A 16,975-nucleotide genomic window follows, 5' to 3' on the forward strand; every position below is an offset into this window, starting at 1 on the left:
TAACTGTCCATTAAGAAAAAGCCCAGCGGTTTATCTCGCTGGGCTTTGTTTTTATTGGTCGTTGCCTTCGTGGTGGCTATATTCGAACACTTGGCCTTTTTCGTTAAAGGCGTAAACGGTGTAGCTGTCTTTTTTGTCGCCATATTCCATACCAGGGGAGCCCATTGGCATGCCTGGTACTGATAGGCCTTTTGCGTTACGTGGTGGATTTTTCAAAAACGCTTTAATGTCTTCGGCTGGAATGTGACCTTCAAACAGATAGCCGTTGATCTCTGCCGTGTGGCAAGAGTAAAGCTGTTCATTCTTGATGCCTAGATCGCGTTTGATGGCGTTCATGTCATCGTGCAATTTTTCTTCGACCGTAAAGCCGTTCTCTTCCATGTGTTTTGTCCATTCTCCACAACAGCCACAGTATGGCGATTTATGGTTAATGACATCGGCTGCCAATACGTTGGCGGACACGGTCGCAAGCATTGCAAAGGTCAATAGTTTCAACTTCATAATACCCTCAAAAAGAAGTGGTTATTTTACTGAAAACAGTCGTAGTCGATTTGCATTACTAACGACAGTAATTGAAGACAGTGCCATTGCCGCTCCTGCGACAACAGGACTGAGCAAAAATCCAAACGCTGGGTAAAGCACACCAGCGGCAACTGGAATACCCAACGAGTTGTAAACAAAGGCACCAAATAGGTTTTGCTTCATGTTCTTAAGTGTAGCGCGAGAGAGTTCAATCGCATGTACTACCGCCATTGGTGACGTGTTCAGGATGGTCATTTGCGAACTTTCAATGGCGACATCACTGCCGCTACCCATGGCAATACCTAGGTTGGATAACGCGAGAGCAGGGGCGTCGTTAATGCCATCCCCCACCATTGCCACGACATGTCCTTGAGATTGAAGTTGCTCAATGTGCTGAGCTTTCTCATCTGGCATTACTTGGGCAATCACTTCATCAATACCAAGTTCTTGGCCGATAGCATTGGCAACGTGTTGGTTATCGCCCGTCAGCATTACCGTTTTGATGCCTTGCGATTTTAATGCAGAGAGCGCTTGCTTCGCATCTGATTTGATCGGGTCGGCAATGGCGATCAGACCGATCAGTTCGCCGTTCAATGCCACAGCTACCGGAGTCCACGCATTTTTTGCGCATTCATCGATGGCAGGTTTTAGTGCGCTGGTCTCGACGTTCTCTGCTTGCATAAATTGAAGCGAACCAATGAGTAGCGGTTTATCTTGATACGTCGCCCAAATGCCGCGCCCGCGAACGTTCTCAAACTTGTCTAATGAGACATCCTTTGCGTCGTGTCGTTTGGCGTAATCACATACCGCTTTTGCCAGTGGGTGCTCAGACTGACGCTCTGCCGCATACGCTAAAGCCAATAGATCTTCTTGGCTGGTGGCGTGAGTAAACACTTTCTGAACGCTAGGTTTACCTTGGGTAAGCGTGCCAGTTTTGTCGAACACAACCGTGTCGACTTTGCTTGCCAATTGCAGGGCGTCGGCGTCTTTGATCAGAATGCCGAGCTCTGCGGCTTTACCCACTCCCACCGTGACAGAAAGCGGGGTTGCTAAGCCTAGAGCGCAAGGGCAGGCGATGATCAGGACGGTTGTGGTGACCACCAGCATATAACTCGCTTTTGGCTCTGGGCCAACGGCAAACCAAACGAGCGCGGCCAGTATTGCTATGCCAACAACGACAGGGACAAACACCGATGAAATCTGGTCTGCCAGTTTCGCGATGGCTGGCTTACTGCTTTGCGCTGTGCGCACCATGCGGATGATACGAGCCAGCATGGTATTTGCGCCAATGCCCGTTGCCTCAATGACTAATCCACCATCGGTATTTAATGTACCAGCAGACACTTGAGCCTCTTGCGCTTTTAACACTGGTACTGGTTCACCAGTGAGCATCGACTCATCAATGTATGATTCACCTTGAATCACAACACCATCAACAGGCACTTTCTCGCCTGGTTTGATACGCAGTTTCATGCCTAGCGTGATTTGCTCAACCGTTATTTGTTGATCGCCTTGTTCCGTGATTACCGTAGCTTGCTGAGGTTGCAGGTTAATCAGAGCTTGCAATGAGCGTGTTGTGTTTGCTTTGGCTTTTGCTTCTATATAGTGACCAAGAGAAATTAAGCCGATGATCATTGCACTCGCTTCAAAGTACACGTGGCGTGAAGCAAGAGGGAACCAGCCTGGGAAAATCACCACAAGCATCGAATAGAACCACGCTGCGCCAGTACCGAGCGCGACTAACGTGTCCATGGTGGCGCGCTTGTGAGTAGCAGCTAACCAAGCGTTACTGAAGAAGTGTTTCCCTGCTGTGGCAAGAAGGAGTAAACATACGATACCGATCACTCCCCAAGCTAATTGGTCGTTGGTGTTGCGAATCATCATATTGCCGCCAGCAACGCCCCAAATCATTAAAGGGGCTCCGACGACAAGGCCAGCAATAGCATCCAGTTTAAAGCGTTTTTGTTGCTGACGTTGTTGCTGTGCTTGCTTTTCTTGCTGGGTTGCGGCGTCTTGTAGGATCTCTGCTTGGTAACCGGCTTGTTTTACCGATTCAACAATTGCGTTAAGGAGGTCATCAGAGTCTTGGCTTGCGAATACTAGTGCGCTTTGTTCTGCAAGGTTGACCTGTGCTTTCTCAACACCTTCCACGTTAGTAAGTGCTTTCTCTACTGAAGATACGCAACTCGCACACGTCATGCCTTGAATCAGCATTTGCAATTGAATACTCGCTGGTGGCACCTGCGTATCTTTAATATTGCTTTGCTGTTCTACCTGTTCGGTCTCTGGTGAGCTTTCGTTCTCTACTTCAACAGAATCAAGGTTGGCGGTATAGCCGAGTGTTGCTATTAAGTCGATCACTTGTTGCTCGGAGAGGAGGGTACGAATCTCTAAGTGCGTTGTTGAAGCCTCAAAAGAAATAACGTCTTGATTAGATTCTAATAAAGATGAAAGTTTTTTGACGCAACCGCCACAGCTTAAGCCTGAAAGGTTTAGTTCGTAGTGATTTCCTGCTTGGTAACCAAGAGATTCAATCGACGAGACGAGCTCTTTAAGAGAAGACTCGGTTTTGACCTCTACTTGCGTCGGGGACAAATTGAGGATCTCCACATCGTGATTCGCATGTAAAGCATTCTCAACTTTTCTCGCACAGCCCATGCAGTTGAGCCCTGATAAAGGTATAACTAACTGATACATAATCTGCACCTCAATAGTAGTGATGCTATGAGCTTAAACCTTCCTGCAAGGGTAAGGTCAATACCCATTTGCTACTCACAACAATTTCGTCAAAATCTCTCGAATCCCACAAGTGCACGGTCATTTTACTTGCGAGTGATCTCAAGGTTTTTTCTCTTTGAATATAAAGTTCCGTTAAAACACCTAAAAGATGAATGAAGTCGCTCACGTTTTTAGATGCTCTCAATGTCAGTTCAGTGTCAAAACGTACTTTTAACGTTTTTTATTTTTTATATTTGATTTTAACTAATTGTTTTTTATTGATTTATTTTATTTTTGATCTTCTCATTTTGAAGTCGCTCAGATTGCTGTAGGGAAAGTTTTTTAGTGCGAAAAAAGTTTGTCATATTTGCCCCGTCCAAACACTGTTTCAAGTTCCTGCCATGTCCTAGTTAGTGAATTTGAAAATGGAAAAAACTAAAAATATAGGGGTTTATAATGTCTTACCTAAAGAAAAGCCTACTTGCCACGGCAATTACCGGCATGATGTTCAGTGGTGCTGCATTTGCTGATGGTGCAAACAGTGACGCAGCAAAAGAGTTTCTAACCAAAGATTCATTTTCTTATGAAGTTTACGGAATCATCGCGATGCAGGCCGCGTACCGCGATTACGATTCTGGCAGCAAAGCAACGGACGATGATTTGGGTGGCATGCAGCTAAACAACGAGTCTCGTATTGGTTTCCGTGGTAAAAAACAATTTGCTAACTTCGACCCTACTTTTATTTGGCAAATCGAAGGCGGTTATGTAGACCCTAGCTTTGGTGGCGAGGGCGCAGGTCTTGGTGAACGTGACACATTCGTCGGTTTTGAAAGTGCATCTTGGGGGCAAATTCGCCTGGGTCGCGTTTTGACACCTATGTACGAATTGGTTGACTGGCCAGCATCTAACCCTGGCCTCGGCGATGTATACGACTGGGGTGGTGCTATTGGTGGCGCCAAGTACCAAGACCGTCAATCAAACACTATCCGCTGGGACTCTCCAATGTTTGCTGACAAATTCTCCCTAGATATCGCAGCTGGTGCAGGTGATAAAGCAGGTCTAGGTGAAGGGGATGACTACTGGGGTGGTATCGCAGCACACTACAAAATTGGTCCTATCCAGTTAGATGCGGCATATGAAGGTAACCGTAATATCAAGATGGAAAGCCAAACGTGGGAAAACAACACGTACTTGGTAGGGGCACAAGGCTGGTTTGATAACGGGATCTCTTTCTTTGCGCAATACAAATACATGGAAGCAGACGCAAGCAATGGTGTGAGTGAAAAGCAAGATGCAATGTCTGCCGCTATCATGTACACCACGGGTGATTGGCAATACAAACTGGCTTACGCCGCTAACTTTGATCTCGAGCGTGATGGTAAGAAAATTAACGATACAGCGGACGATGTGTTATCTGCACAAGTTATGTATTTCGTAGACCCATCGGCAGTGCTGTACGTACGTGCTCGTACTCTAGACTTTGGCGACGGTGCGTCTCAATTAGATAAACCAACAGAAGCACGTTGGAAGTCTGCTGACTACGACGAGTTCTCTGTAGGTGTTGAATACTACTTCTAACTAAAGAAGCAGCTAAAAGGGCGGAAACGCCCTTTTTATCTTGATACTTATTCAAATAAGCCTTTGAAATGACTGGCCTGTAAATTTTAGAGGCTTATCTAAATTGGTATAAAGTGAGAAACCATGATGAAAAAAACAACGACACTTCTCGGACTTTGCGCAATGCTTTCGGCGCCAGCTTTTTCTGCTCAACTCACTCTGCAATCTGAATTAGTTCCTCGCGTTCTCAACGGCGAGTTCGTCTACCCTGAGTGGATATCCAAGAACAACAGCATCGAGTTAAAGGATGGGGAAAACCAATTGGCGGTAACGGTTGGACAAATCGTATTTGAAGATGGAAAGCGCCGTAAATTCGATTCGCAGCCGCTGGTATTAGAGTTTGATGCAGAAAAAGACACCGAGCTTTCTCTGACTTATCAAACATTCCGTACTATTGAAGAGGCGAGAGCGTTCGAACTCGATCCTAAAGTGGTATTGAAAGACAAAAACGGAAAAGAAGTGGCATTCTCTATGGTTCAACTTCGTAAAGGTGGTTTGCAAGGTTTTCGTGATTATGAACGAGAAGTTGCCGACTATAATAACGCAATGAATAAAGAATCGACTAAGGCAAGCATTGCGTCTTCTCCAGCGGAAACCAAAACAATCAAAGCATCGTTTAATGAATTGAGCCGTGAAGAGCAGCAAGAATTTATGCAATGGGCAATGCGTAACCTGAAGTAATTTCGTCTCGTGCTTTAACAGTAAATAGCAGGGCTGTGCCTTTTTGGTTCTGCCCTGTTTTTATTTCTGTTGTCAAACCGATTGTAGAATTGACTTACGGTGGTAAAATGTCGCCACTTTTATCCTTGACATTACAACGAGAGATCTCTCGTTGCTCATTACCCCTAAGGAACTCAAATGACGGTTAAAACTCGTTTTGCTCCTAGCCCAACTGGCTATCTACACGTTGGTGGTGCGCGTACTGCACTTTACTCTTGGCTATACGCTAAAAACCAAGGTGGTGAATTCGTTCTACGTATCGAAGATACAGACCTTGAGCGTAACTCTCAGGAAGCGGTTGATGCAATTCTTGAAGGCATGGAATGGCTAGGCTTGGAGTGGGATGAAGGTCCTTACTACCAAACTCAACGTTTTGACCGTTACAACGAAATGGTTGATAAGCTTCTTGCTGAAGACAAAGCTTACAAATGTTACGCGTCTAAAGAGCTGCTAGATGAAATCCGTGCAGAGCAAGAAGCAAATAAAGAAATGCCTCGCTACGATGCTAACCATCCAAAAATCAAAGCAGCAAACGAAGCGGCAAAAGATGGTGATCCATGTGTTATCCGTTTCCGTAACCCGAAAGAAGGCAGCGTAGTATTTGATGATCAAATCCGTGGTCGCATTGAAATCCGCAACGATCAAATGGATGACCTAATCATTCGTCGTACAGACGGTTCACCTACTTACAACTTCTGTGTAGTAGTGGACGACTGGGACATGGGTATCACTCACGTTGTTCGTGGCGAAGACCACATCAACAACACGCCTCGTCAAATCAACATCTACGAAGCACTAGGTGCGCCAGTACCTACATTTGCACACTGTGCAATGATCCTGGGTGATGACGGCGCGAAACTGTCTAAACGTCACGGCGCTGTATCAGTCATGCAATACCGCGATATGGGCTACCTGCCTGCGGCACTAAACAACTACCTAGTACGCCTTGGTTGGTCTCATGGGGACCAAGAAATCTTCTCTCAAGAAGAGATGATCAATCTATTTAGCCTAAACGCAGTATCTAAGTCAGCGTCTGCTTTTAACACTGACAAACTGCAATGGTTGAACAACCACTACATCAAGAACTCAGATCCTGCGTACGTTGCTGAGCATCTACAATGGCATCTAGACCAACAAAAACTAGACGTAACGAATGGTCCTGCTATTACTGACGTGATCAAGCTGGTGGGTGAGCGTTGCAACACACTAGTTGAGCTAGCTGAGCAAATCCGTTACTTCTATGAAGATTTCTCTGAGTTTGAAGCGGGCGCAGCGAAGAAACACCTGCGTGGCGTGGCTAAAGAGCCTCTAGAACTTGCATTAGCGAAAGTGGAAGCACTAACTGAATGGACGACAGCGAACATCAAAGATGGCGTTATCGCAGCAGTATGTGAAGAGTTGGAAATCGGCATGGGCAAAATCGGTATGCCATTACGTGTTGCTGTAACAGGCGGGGGTCAGTCTCCTTCTGTCGATGCAGTAATGGAGCTGGTTGGAAAAGAGCGCTGTATTGCTCGCATTAAGATGGCGCTTGAGTTCATTGCTGAGCGTGAAGCAAACGCATAATTGCTTTGAACTGAACGTTCTTTTGAATAAATAGTCACAAAGCCGCGGTGAGCAACCGCGGCTTTTTTGTATCTTCAATTTAGATAACGAGAAACTTTCTCTCATATTGGTGAATGAAGAGATGGTTTCACCTGTAATTTACCTCAATATGGATAAGATTTTTTAATCCAAATATCGTTGGCATGAATAAAAAACGAGCGATTATATATCAAATATCTGATTGATTTTTATCCATGTTCCTTAAAGTTCCATTTTATTTGTCTCATTTTTAAGAAAAATCTTTGCTTTAGCTATGTTGTTCCAAAAATTAAAGCAAACGTTTGCGTCGTGGTTGCGTGGGGATTTTTTTGCTTAAGATCACATGTTGTCGAGATTTTTGATGACAATAAATTGACAGAATTGGGATTTTTCTCGCGATTTCTTAGCGTTATAGTTCATCCCGTCAGCGATACCGAGATGGCGATATGTATCACTGAACAGGAAATGTACGTAAGTTGCTTCCATAAAAAAAATGCATGTGCATAAAAAGAAGCTGACTAAGTATCTCACTCAAGGAATGAATAAAAAGAATTGAAATACAACGTCAGTCAGACGGCGCATTTCGGCATCTAACAAAAGAACTTCTTTAGAGGAATCAATAATGAAAAAATTAGCAGCGGTAATTTCAGCGTCTCTACTTATGGCTTCAGCAGCACAAGCAGAAGTATACGTTGGTGGTAAGATGGGTAAGTCATGGATGGAAGACGCGTGTGTAGCGGGCCAGGCTTGTGACAAAGACGATTCTACTCTTGGCGCTTTTGTTGGTTACGAAATGAATAAATACTTCGCAGTAGAAGCGGGTTTCGACAACATCGGTGATTTTAACCAAACTTCTTTCGGTGGCCACGTAGAAGCGATCACTCTTGCTCCTAAATTTAGCCTACCAATCACTGAAGACATCGCACTTTACGGTAAAGTGGGTGGCGCTTACGTAATGTTTGATGGCAAAGATGATTACTCTTACCTAGGCGCAGCTGGTCTTGAATTCAACCTAAGCCAAAACGTAACAGCTCGTGCGGAATACCAAACACTGACTGACATCAGCAACGATGTAACTCGTGCGACAGGTAACACTGCAACACTAGGTGTTTCTTTCAAATTCGGCGGCAACGATGAGCCAGTAATCGTAGAAGAGCCAGTTGTTGTTGAAGAAGTGGTTGTAGAAGAAGTGGTAGAAGAGCCAGTTGTAGTTACGAAAACATTCGAAACTCAAACAATTGGTACAGGTAGCTTCGATCTAAACAGCACAACTCTAAAACCAGAGAGCGCTGCAAAACTTGATAACCTAGTTGCTTTCCTAAACGAGCACCCACAAGCGAACGTTGAAGTTGTAGGTTACACAGATACGTCTGGCCCAGCAGCTTACAACCTAAAAGTTTCTGAGAAACGCGCTGAGTCTGTTGCTAACGCACTCGTTGAAAAAGGTATTGATTCATCACGTATCCAAGCTCGTGGCGAAGGTGAAAACAACCCAATCGCTTCAAACGACACTCGTGAAGGTCGTCAACAAAACCGTCGCGTAGAAGTCGTTGTTCCAGAATTTGAATACCAAGTTCAGCAATAAGCTCCTATTCGACCGTAGTATAGAAGACTGAAGCTGAAAGCCCCAAAGAGTTCGCTCTTTGGGGCTTTTTATTTCTCTTTAAAAACTGACTGAAATGTTCAAAGTGGCCAGGTATTATTTAAGATCAATGCTGTTTAAACGCCCCATGAATGTCAGGATCTCCAAGTTATCTTTATGTGCTTCTAACAACGCTTTTTTGGTTTGCATGTAGGCGGCAAGTTTGCCGTACTTACTAATAGAGCGAACCACCGTTTTATATTTATACTCACCGTCATCATTGAACTCTCGCCACTTGGCGATGTAACACGTATCTCGGTTGTCAGGGTTTTCAAGAGTAGGGTTAGGCTTGTGAACGATTTTAGGCTCAACGCTATGTGGAAGCCTGGTCATTAGGTAAGGGTCTTTCAAAAGACGTCGCCAGAATTTGCCCCACATTTGCCGGCCTAACTCGTTTCTCAGCTTAATGGCTTTTTGTAAGCCTTTCTTTTCTCCAATACGAACAAATCCTACCGAGCGGTGTAGTACCGTATCCTCGGGGGTATGGATATGTATCTTAAAGGCTGTCTTGCCTTTAGAAATAAAGCGGTGTCCAGTGTTAGTTATTAAATTGCTCTTAGACATAGTGCTAACTAATAATTTTATTAATAGCTAAAAGGGTAAGCAAAACTCATAGATAATTAAAGTAATAAAATACAAAACTGTAAATAGGGCTTGTTGAAATGATTTCAAGGGGAAGAAGTCAGATCAGTAGAAGGGTTTATCCCGTAACCGAAACACCCGATCCGATCATATTGATTACTGGGAAGATTATCTAACACGGTGTACTAGGGGGAGCAGTGCGAGGCTTGAAATTGAAGATACAAAAAAGCCTTAGCTCAAGTGGGAGCTAAGGCTATGATATGGCGCCCCCAGTAGGATTCGAACCTACGACCTGTCCCTTAGGAGGGGACTGCGCTATCCAGCTGTGCCATGGGGGCGTAATACCAATAGTTGCAGTTCATTGCACTGTTTTACTGAGTTCAAATCTAGCAATCTACCAGATCTGTATCAGCATCACGTTGAACGATTCGCTACGGTCATTGGTATAATCAAATAAGATGCGCTGCCTATGATATTCAAAAGTGAGCATATCTCAAGACTTAATGTTTGCTTTTATAGGATCTTGTTCATTACGTCGCCAATTTGAACGCTAGATGCTAAATTTGGCTGATCAATCGTCAGTTCCGCTTCGTGTTCGTATATGCGTGATACCGTTAATGTAATTTCGCTTTGCGAGACTTTGTTTCTTGGCAATCCATTTTGGTCGATAAACGACGCGGTGTGCCAAAGCTGCAATTTGTCTCCCTCTTTTACGCCGTGCATACGGCCGAGATCCATCGTTACGGTATTACCGAAGACTGCCACAACCTCTGGCAGTGTAATTTTGCAAGATAGCTCCGACTCCAGATCCAACATAATATTGCGACTAACGCGAAGCATCATCTCGCCATAGGTCGATGCCCAAAAACGTGCACTACGAGTGTCCACTTGACTCGTCTTAGCAAATGGCCAACGCGCGACCTCACGGTAGGCTTTGTTGAAGATTTCATGGCCAGTTTTACCATCAAATACTTTCATTTCTAACGCAAACTGACGATTGATGATGTCATCTTGCAATAGTTGAGATTCGACCGTTGCAGTGAGATCGGTAATGACCCCTCCAATGATGTATTGTGCGCCATTGTCTTGCGCGATCATTTGAGTGCGAGCAGGATAGTTGCTGCTTATTGAGTAGTCCGTTGTACCAACAGACACAAAGCTGCGTGAGGTTTGATCAAGTTGACGGTTCACTACGTGGCTAAAATCGTCACCAACTTGATAAATTTGTCCCATCACTGCTTGTTGTGGTGATGCGACCTCAATATTGCCGACCAGCATTGTCTTTTTGTATTGATCGGTGTGGCAACCCGTTGCCGATGGATAAATATCAACGCGGATTTTTACCTCGACTTTACCGCGACGTTTGCGTTCAGACTCCACCAAAATGTAACGGACTTCATGATTGGTAAACTGGTATTCGTTGCGACTTTCTTCTAATAGCGGCATCAAGTTGCTAATACTGCCAATATCTGCGCCCGAAAAATTGACGGCTTTGAACAGCGCGTCTTCCAACGCATGGAGCCTTGCCGTCTCTTCTGAAGAAACGATGGTGGCAACGCCTGTGACTTCATACCAAGATGCCATTACCTTAAAAGGCACAAGCATCACTAAAGTGATTGAAAACAGACTGTTTAATATTTTTTTCATTGGTTACAACCGTTCGGGTATAAATATTGCTTTAACAAATTCAGTGAAGTTTGGTGGGTTTTTCTTCGTTAGGCAAACAAAGAAAAGCAAAGACTGTTCCAATATTCACTTTCTTGGAAAGGAATTAATAAAGAACGGTATCACCTAAGATTATCTGGAGAATCAAACCATGAAAAAGTGGCTTGTCGCTGCATCGATGATGACGCTTCTGACATCGTGCGCGTACTCACCGATTTACAATGGTAAAGAACCTTACTCGGGAAGCCAGTTCATGCTGATGGATAGTCCGCGTCATACGATGGACTTTTTCATTGAGAGCATGACAGAAGACCTGATGGTTTCTAATGTGGCAGTATCAGCGCGGACACCGATTGCGATTACCTCGTTTGTTGATCTACAAAATATGGATGCAACAAACTGGTTAGGTAACTCGGTCTCTGAAGGTTTTATCCATCAGTTTCAGCGCCGAGGGTTTAAAGTGGTTGATTTCAAAACTACGGGCTCTATTCAAGTGACGCAACAGGGCGATTTTGCTTTAAGTCGTGATTGGCAAGATTTAGCTCAAGAGCAGCAAATTCAGTATGTATTGACCGGAACGATGCTGCGCCAAGAGGGGGGAGTGCTTGTCAATGCACGCGTGGTTGGCATGCAAAGCCGTGTAGTTGTAGCGACAGCGCAAGGTTTCCTTCCGGCTGACCGTATTGGGCGTGACTTAGATACGTTAAATAGCATCCGCACACAAGATGGTGTGTTGATTCGTTCTGACCCTACCATTCGTCAGCCGTACACTGTGATTCTCCGTCCATAGGATAGAAGCATGAAGAAGTTATTATTTATTGTTGCCACACTGATATTGGTTGGGTGTCAGCCATTACAACAGATGCGTCAAGATGAAATCTTAGTGGCGGTGGGCTACGCCAGCGTCAGTGAGCAAACAGGCCGCACAGTAGAAGAAAAGCGTGTACGAGCAATGCGCGCATCAAAAATTGATGCTTATCGTGAGCTAGCAGAGCAAGTTTATGGCATGCGTGTTAGTGGACGTGCAGAGCTGCAAGACCAGCGTTTGGGTATTGAAAGCACCACTGGTGCCGTCGATGGTGTAATTCGTGGTGCAGAAGTTGTGCGTAGTTATCTTGTTGAAGACAGTTATGTGACTGAGCTGCGTCTGGATATCCGTAAGATGGATAAGCTACGTGATTATGGAGAAGTTCAGCAGGTACCTGAGAAGCGTCAGCAAACCTTGTTTTAAACCATTTCACTAGACAGATAATCTTTTTGAGCGGCTGATTGGTAACAATGAGTCGCTTTTTTTATATCTACGTGAGCGCGGGAATTGAGGGTAGGAGTGACGTTTAAGCTTTTATATTGGTGCCAAGCGTCGAGATGGTGTGGGTTTTTCCGCCCGCATTGTAGGTCATGCCAACTTTGCCATGAGTTCGCTGAAGCATGTTGTTGAGTTTATTGAAGCTCAGCTGTGCGCGACTAAGCGATTCGCCATTTACTTGGTTAACTTGTTGACAGTCGAGGACGATCGATTGGATTTGAGCAACAACCTGACTTAGGTGCTCATCTTCAGTAAGTTGATTGACGTGCGGGTGAGAGGCGATTCGCTGATCAGTTGTTCTGAGCTGATCAATGAGCGTCATCTTCTGTTTGGCAATGTTCTCAATCTCGGTAGAGACACGCGCCGTTATTGCTTGTGTTTCTTGGCGTAAAACAGCGGAAAGTGCCTTAGCATTTTCTAGCTGGAAATTAACGAGATCGACTAATGCTGCCATAAAATACTTACCTTCGGCCTAAGTCAGTTAGCTTTTGCCTTGCAATTCGTTTTCAAACTTAATCATGTTGTCAGCCAATTTTTCAGGATCGACTTTGTATGAACCGTTTGTGATAGCTTCTTTGATTGCTGCAACTTTGGCGCTGTCATATGCCGGAGAAGCTGCCATATCCTTCTGGAGTTTACTGACGGCTTTACTTTGCTGGCTGAGTGATACTGCGTCTTGTTGCGCTGGCGCCTTTTTTGATTCTGTCGTGCTGGTAGCATTGGAATCGTTACGTGCAGGTGCGCGACTTGTTGTCGTCATCATTTGCCCTGAACGTATATTATCTATACCTGCCATGTTTAACCTTTGCCTTGTATCGTAATACTGGTATCCAGACTATCGACCAGCGCAAAAATAACTTTAGTCATTTTTTGCATTTTTATTGATCAGTTTAAACACGCTACCAGTGGATATTAAAAATTAACAGTGATTTCCGCAATGTCAGTCACTATGCCTTCTATTATACGTTGTGACTTATCATTTTTCACTCTTACTTGATCGCCAGCTGAACCATCCTGCAATGCTGTGCCTTGCGTTGTGATCGTCATGCCAGAATTCACCGCTTTGATAATGACCTTTTCATTTCGGCATACCACACAAACATCATTTCTCTCTACGACATCGCCTAAACGAACATTACGCTTTAGCTTTGCCCCAACCACTTGATCGTAGCTAGAAAATCCATCTTTACGAAAGCGCTGTAGCTCGATCATGGAAGTGGTAACATCCGATGCGCTGACGATTTCTCCTCTCCCTAATGTTCGTGTCGCGACGATCATTGGTACTGATACCGAGATCCTCACAGGGACATAGACTTTCCAGTCATCCGGTTGGCATTCCACTAACACATTGATGTTACTTCTCGTGCTGCTGGTGGAAGAGGCAGATGTATCTAACGGAACAGGGCAATCCGTTGCTTTTATTCTCGAGTCGATCTCTGCCGCATTAACAGATAGCTCGCCACCATCAGGCTGATCAACCGTAGCAAGAATATGTTGTTCTGCTGCTGTTTTTATTTGCTCGATCTGATTATCTGAAGCTGAATGAACAAAAAAGCTAAACATACTGAGCAAAATGCCGATAGACTTAGCGTACTTTGTAATTAGCGCTCTACATATTGTCATAGTCAATGGTGTCGAAGTGAAAGTGAAATACGCCATACTGTCTCCCTGGTATCGTGCTTGCCAGTGGTAGAGTATCATTTAAAAACAAAAAGTTTGAGATGGAGATGAGCATATGACGGGGATTCTTGACTCGGTGAATCAACGTACGCAACTCGTCGGTCAGAACCGATTGGAATTATTGACCTTTCGACTGATGGGCCGACAGCGCTACGGCATTAACGTATTCAAAGTGAAAGAAGTACTACAGTGCCCTAAGCTGACTTCAATGCCAAATCTACACCCTCTGGTTAAAGGTATCGCTCATATCCGCGGCCATACCGTGTCCGTTATTGATTTGAGCCTGGCAATTGGTGGCCGCCCAACCACTGATTTAGATAAATGTTTTGTTGTTATTGCAGAATTTAACCGTACGATCCAAGCATTTTTGGTATCATCGGTTGAGCGTATTATCAATATGCATTGGGAAGCGATTTTGCCACCGCCAGACGGCGCAGGTAAAGCGCACTACTTGACTGCCGTTACAAACATTGACAATGAGCTGGTTGAAATCCTTGACGTTGAAAAAATCCTGGCAGAAATTGCGCCAGTTGATGAAACGATGGATTCCGCTATTGGCGAAGAAATCGCACAAGCAGAACAAGAAAAGCCTATTGTACGCCGCATACTGATTGCTGATGACTCGACGGTCGCGCGTAAACAGGTAGAGCGTGCGATTACATCCATCGGTTTTGAGGTCGTATCTGTCAAAGACGGCAAAGAAGCGTACAATAAGTTGATTGAAATGGCTCAAGAAGGCAATATCTACGATCAAATTTCGTTGGTTATTTCCGATATTGAAATGCCAGAAATGGACGGCTATACCTTAACGGCTGAAATTCGCAGACATGCCGATTTGAAAGACCTTTATGTTATCCTCCATTCTTCATTAAGTGGTGTATTCAACCAAGCTATGGTTGAGCGTGTAGGTGCCAACACCTTCATTGCGAAATTTAACCCAGATGAGTTGGGTAACGCGGTTAAATCTGCATTAACACAATAAAAGAGACATTAATGACTGCTATTACAATCAGTGATCAAGAGTATCGTGACTTTAGCCGTTTTCTAGAATCGCAATGTGGCATCGTGTTAGGTGATAGCAAGCAATACCTCGTGCGTAGCCGACTGAGTCCTTTAGTGACGAAGTTTAAGCTCGCATCGTTATCAGATTTGCTACGTGATGTTGTTACAGGGCGTAATCGAGAATTACGAGTCGCCGCTGTGGATGCGATGACGACTAACGAAACCTTGTGGTTTCGAGATACTTATCCGTTCACGGTTTTAGCTGACAAATTATTGCCAGAAGTAGCGGCAAGCAAGCGCCCAATTAAGATCTGGTCTGCTGCCAGTTCATCGGGCCAAGAACCGTATTCTATTGCAATGACGATCCTGGAAACGCAACAGCGCAAGCCGGGCTTGTTACCAAACGTGTCCATTACAGCCACAGATATTTCGGCAAGTATGCTCGAGATGTGTCGTGCAGGGGTGTACGACAACTTGGCTTTGGGTCGCGGGCTTTCACCAGAACGTCGTCGCACCTTCTTTGAAAATGCGGACGGTGGTCGCATGAAAGTCAAAGATAACGTCAAGCGTTTGGTGAACTTTCGTCCACAAAACCTGATGGACAGTTACGCACTGATGGGTAAGTTCGACATCATTTTCTGTCGTAACGTATTGATTTACTTTTCTCCAGAAATGAAATCTAAAGTGCTTAACCAAATGGCGAGCAGTTTAAACCCTGGTGGCTACTTGCTGTTAGGGGCATCAGAGTCGCTAACTGGTCTGACTGATAAATTTGAAATGGTGCGCTGTAATCCGGGCATCATTTACAAGCTTAAATAGCGGTATCTCTTCATTGATAGAAAAGCCTGACTTCGTGTCAGGCTTTTTTGTTTGTTACCTTTCTGCGCCGAGCGCTTCATGTATCACTCAATTAGTTGAAGCGCGTTTTTGCCTTGTGCCCTCAACACGGTGTATCTTTATTAAGTGAGCAAAGTGATACGACATGACATTCCAGTTACTTTGGCTCACTTATTGCTATTTCAATTCACGGTAACCACTAGGTTGGTGTAATGCTTTAGGTTTTGGCATGCTAATTGCTTTTTGGTTATCAATCACGGTCAGTTCTTAATTGTAGAGGCAAACATGGCTATATCTTTTGACAATGCACTAGGCATCCACCAGCACACGGTGGGCGTACGTGAGCGCAATGCAGAGGTGATTTCCACCAACATCGCACAAGCAAACACGCCTGGTTACAAAGCAAGAGGTTTAGACTTTGCGAAGGAATTGCAAGCGGCAACATCTGGGGCAAGCATTGGTCTTAGTCGCACAGATGGTCGGCATATTCCTGCCACTACAACGTTGGTTGGGGACAAGTTATATCGTCTTCCTACGCAACCAGATACGGGAGATGGCAACACGGTAGACTTGGATTTAGAGCGTAACTTGTTTATGCAAAACCAAATCAGACACCAAGCATCACTCGACTTTCTAGGCAGCAAATTCAAGAACTTAACCAAAGCAATCAAAGGGGAATAATTTAGATGAGCTTATTTAACGTTTTCAATGTGACAGGTTCCGCAATGAGCGCTGAATCCGTTCGTCTGAATACTACCTCAAGCAACTTGGCGAACGCCGACAGTGTCAGCAGCTCTGCGAAAGACACTTACAAAGCGCGTCATGCAGTGTTTGGTGCAGAGTTAAGTAACGCCATGCGTGGCGGTGATACGGTGCCAGTGAAAGTGATGGGTATTGTAGAAAGTGATAAACCGCTGAGTGCGGAGTACAACCCAGACCATCCCCTTGCAAACGAAGAAGGCTACATTTACAAGCCTAACGTCAATGTAATGGAAGAAATGGCAAACATGATTTCAGCTTCTCGTGCATACCAAACTAATGTACAGGTCGCTGATTCTAGTAAACAAATGCTGCTGCGTACGCTGCAGATGGGTCAATAA

At 44.7% G+C, this 16,975-nt stretch carries 17 protein-coding genes and 1 tRNA gene; 10 read left to right on the plus strand and 8 right to left on the minus strand.

Annotated features, from left to right (window positions below):
* Positions 1–51: 51 nt before the first annotated feature.
* Together R7P35_RS21130 and R7P35_RS21135 are read right to left on the minus strand one after the other, a co-directional pair.
* A complete protein-coding gene (locus R7P35_RS21130; RefSeq protein ID WP_005382005.1) occupies positions 52–501 on the minus strand; it encodes a DUF411 domain-containing protein in 450 nt (149 codons plus the stop codon).
* Positions 502–522: 21 nt separating this feature from the next.
* Positions 523–3,219, minus strand: a complete 2,697-nt coding sequence (locus R7P35_RS21135; RefSeq protein ID WP_042522772.1) for a heavy metal translocating P-type ATPase — start codon at positions 3,217–3,219, stop codon at positions 523–525.
* A 477-nt stretch (positions 3,220–3,696) separates the two neighbouring features.
* Between R7P35_RS21135 and chiP the strand changes: the two genes are divergently transcribed.
* The 4 genes from chiP to R7P35_RS21155 all read left to right on the plus strand — a co-directional run bounded on the left by chiP (position 3,697) and on the right by R7P35_RS21155 (position 8,746).
* Positions 3,697–4,818 carry a chitoporin gene (chiP, locus tag R7P35_RS21140; protein ID WP_005382007.1) on the plus strand — a complete coding sequence of 374 codons (1,122 nt, stop codon included), beginning with the start codon at positions 3,697–3,699 and terminating at the stop codon, positions 4,816–4,818.
* Between the two features lie 123 nt (positions 4,819–4,941).
* Positions 4,942–5,538, plus strand: coding sequence for a DUF2057 domain-containing protein (locus R7P35_RS21145; RefSeq protein ID WP_170897213.1), 597 nt, complete (start codon positions 4,942–4,944; stop codon positions 5,536–5,538).
* 177 nt (positions 5,539–5,715) lie between these two features.
* The gene (gene gltX / locus R7P35_RS21150; protein ID WP_005384075.1) at positions 5,716–7,143 is read left to right on the plus strand and encodes a glutamate--tRNA ligase; all 1,428 of its coding nucleotides are present in this window, start codon (positions 5,716–5,718) and stop codon (positions 7,141–7,143) included.
* A 640-nt stretch (positions 7,144–7,783) separates the two neighbouring features.
* Complete coding sequence (locus R7P35_RS21155) at positions 7,784–8,746, plus strand: OmpA family protein (protein WP_005382010.1); 963 nt, start codon at positions 7,784–7,786, stop codon at positions 8,744–8,746.
* Between the two features lie 114 nt (positions 8,747–8,860).
* Here R7P35_RS21155 and R7P35_RS21160 read toward each other — a convergent pair whose 3' ends face one another.
* The 3 genes from R7P35_RS21160 to R7P35_RS21170 form a co-directional block, all read right to left on the minus strand.
* Entirely contained in the window at positions 8,861–9,367 is a 507-nt protein-coding gene (locus tag R7P35_RS21160) for a hypothetical protein (protein WP_005382011.1), read from the minus strand.
* A gap of 279 nt (positions 9,368–9,646) precedes the next feature.
* Positions 9,647–9,723 (minus strand) — tRNA-Arg (locus tag R7P35_RS21165).
* A gap of 175 nt (positions 9,724–9,898) precedes the next feature.
* Complete coding sequence (locus tag R7P35_RS21170) at positions 9,899–11,032, minus strand: flagellar assembly protein FlgT (protein WP_005382012.1); 1,134 nt, start codon at positions 11,030–11,032, stop codon at positions 9,899–9,901.
* A gap of 169 nt (positions 11,033–11,201) precedes the next feature.
* On the opposite strand from R7P35_RS21170, the gene R7P35_RS21175 reads away from it, so the two are divergent.
* Together R7P35_RS21175 and flgP are read left to right on the plus strand one after the other, a co-directional pair.
* The gene (locus R7P35_RS21175; protein WP_005382013.1) at positions 11,202–11,840 is read left to right on the plus strand and encodes a FlgO family outer membrane protein; all 639 of its coding nucleotides are present in this window, start codon (positions 11,202–11,204) and stop codon (positions 11,838–11,840) included.
* A 9-nt stretch (positions 11,841–11,849) separates the two neighbouring features.
* Positions 11,850–12,281, plus strand: coding sequence for a flagellar assembly lipoprotein FlgP (gene flgP / locus R7P35_RS21180; protein WP_005382014.1), 432 nt, complete (start codon positions 11,850–11,852; stop codon positions 12,279–12,281).
* Between the two features lie 103 nt (positions 12,282–12,384).
* Here the strand turns inward: flgP and R7P35_RS21185 are convergent, their stop codons facing one another.
* The 3 genes from R7P35_RS21185 to flgA all read right to left on the minus strand — a co-directional run bounded on the left by R7P35_RS21185 (position 12,385) and on the right by flgA (position 14,015).
* Positions 12,385–12,810: a flagella synthesis protein FlgN gene (locus R7P35_RS21185; protein WP_005382015.1), complete on the minus strand. Its 426-nt coding sequence runs from the start codon at positions 12,808–12,810 to the stop codon at positions 12,385–12,387.
* A gap of 27 nt (positions 12,811–12,837) precedes the next feature.
* Positions 12,838–13,152 (minus strand): flagellar biosynthesis anti-sigma factor FlgM, encoded by a 315-nt coding sequence (flgM, locus tag R7P35_RS21190; RefSeq protein WP_005382018.1) that lies wholly within the window; start codon positions 13,150–13,152, stop codon positions 12,838–12,840.
* Positions 13,153–13,268: 116 nt separating this feature from the next.
* On the minus strand, positions 13,269–14,015 hold the full coding sequence (flgA, locus tag R7P35_RS21195; RefSeq protein WP_005382020.1) for a flagellar basal body P-ring formation chaperone FlgA: 747 nt from the start codon (positions 14,013–14,015) through the stop codon (positions 13,269–13,271).
* Positions 14,016–14,091: 76 nt separating this feature from the next.
* On the opposite strand from flgA, the gene R7P35_RS21200 reads away from it, so the two are divergent.
* The 4 genes from R7P35_RS21200 to flgC all read left to right on the plus strand — a co-directional run bounded on the left by R7P35_RS21200 (position 14,092) and on the right by flgC (position 16,975).
* Positions 14,092–15,018 carry a chemotaxis protein CheV gene (locus R7P35_RS21200; protein WP_005382022.1) on the plus strand — a complete coding sequence of 309 codons (927 nt, stop codon included), beginning with the start codon at positions 14,092–14,094 and terminating at the stop codon, positions 15,016–15,018.
* Between the two features lie 11 nt (positions 15,019–15,029).
* Positions 15,030–15,857 carry a CheR family methyltransferase gene (locus tag R7P35_RS21205; protein WP_005382024.1) on the plus strand — a complete coding sequence of 276 codons (828 nt, stop codon included), beginning with the start codon at positions 15,030–15,032 and terminating at the stop codon, positions 15,855–15,857.
* Positions 15,858–16,160: 303 nt separating this feature from the next.
* Positions 16,161–16,556 carry a flagellar basal body rod protein FlgB gene (flgB, locus tag R7P35_RS21210; RefSeq protein WP_005382026.1) on the plus strand — a complete coding sequence of 132 codons (396 nt, stop codon included), beginning with the start codon at positions 16,161–16,163 and terminating at the stop codon, positions 16,554–16,556.
* Positions 16,557–16,561: 5 nt separating this feature from the next.
* Entirely contained in the window at positions 16,562–16,975 is a 414-nt protein-coding gene (flgC, locus tag R7P35_RS21215) for a flagellar basal body rod protein FlgC (protein WP_005393132.1), read from the plus strand.

Origin of the sequence: Vibrio sp. Vb0304 (assembly GCF_033338995.1) — a bacterium.
In the GTDB taxonomy this organism is placed as follows: Bacteria; Pseudomonadota; Gammaproteobacteria; order Enterobacterales; family Vibrionaceae; genus Vibrio; species Vibrio alginolyticus.

Excerpts from the sequence above, each read along its gene's own strand:
- R7P35_RS21130 (WP_005382005.1), bottom strand. The coding sequence starts at position 501 with ATGAAGTTGAAACTATTGACCTTTGCAATGCTTGCGACCGTGTCCGCC.
- R7P35_RS21135 (WP_042522772.1), bottom strand. The coding sequence starts at position 3,219 with ATGTATCAGTTAGTTATACCTTTATCAGGGCTCAACTGCATGGGCTGT.
- chiP (WP_005382007.1), top strand. The coding sequence starts at position 3,697 with ATGTCTTACCTAAAGAAAAGCCTACTTGCCACGGCAATTACCGGCATG.
- R7P35_RS21145 (WP_170897213.1), top strand. The coding sequence starts at position 4,942 with ATGATGAAAAAAACAACGACACTTCTCGGACTTTGCGCAATGCTTTCG.
- gltX (WP_005384075.1), top strand. The coding sequence starts at position 5,716 with ATGACGGTTAAAACTCGTTTTGCTCCTAGCCCAACTGGCTATCTACAC.
- R7P35_RS21155 (WP_005382010.1), top strand. The coding sequence starts at position 7,784 with ATGAAAAAATTAGCAGCGGTAATTTCAGCGTCTCTACTTATGGCTTCA.
- R7P35_RS21160 (WP_005382011.1), bottom strand. The coding sequence starts at position 9,367 with ATGTCTAAGAGCAATTTAATAACTAACACTGGACACCGCTTTATTTCT.
- R7P35_RS21170 (WP_005382012.1), bottom strand. The coding sequence starts at position 11,032 with ATGAAAAAAATATTAAACAGTCTGTTTTCAATCACTTTAGTGATGCTT.
- R7P35_RS21175 (WP_005382013.1), top strand. The coding sequence starts at position 11,202 with ATGAAAAAGTGGCTTGTCGCTGCATCGATGATGACGCTTCTGACATCG.
- flgP (WP_005382014.1), top strand. The coding sequence starts at position 11,850 with ATGAAGAAGTTATTATTTATTGTTGCCACACTGATATTGGTTGGGTGT.
- R7P35_RS21185 (WP_005382015.1), bottom strand. The coding sequence starts at position 12,810 with ATGGCAGCATTAGTCGATCTCGTTAATTTCCAGCTAGAAAATGCTAAG.
- flgM (WP_005382018.1), bottom strand. The coding sequence starts at position 13,152 with ATGGCAGGTATAGATAATATACGTTCAGGGCAAATGATGACGACAACA.
- flgA (WP_005382020.1), bottom strand. The coding sequence starts at position 14,015 with ATGGCGTATTTCACTTTCACTTCGACACCATTGACTATGACAATATGT.
- R7P35_RS21200 (WP_005382022.1), top strand. The coding sequence starts at position 14,092 with ATGACGGGGATTCTTGACTCGGTGAATCAACGTACGCAACTCGTCGGT.
- R7P35_RS21205 (WP_005382024.1), top strand. The coding sequence starts at position 15,030 with ATGACTGCTATTACAATCAGTGATCAAGAGTATCGTGACTTTAGCCGT.
- flgB (WP_005382026.1), top strand. The coding sequence starts at position 16,161 with ATGGCTATATCTTTTGACAATGCACTAGGCATCCACCAGCACACGGTG.
- flgC (WP_005393132.1), top strand. The coding sequence starts at position 16,562 with ATGAGCTTATTTAACGTTTTCAATGTGACAGGTTCCGCAATGAGCGCT.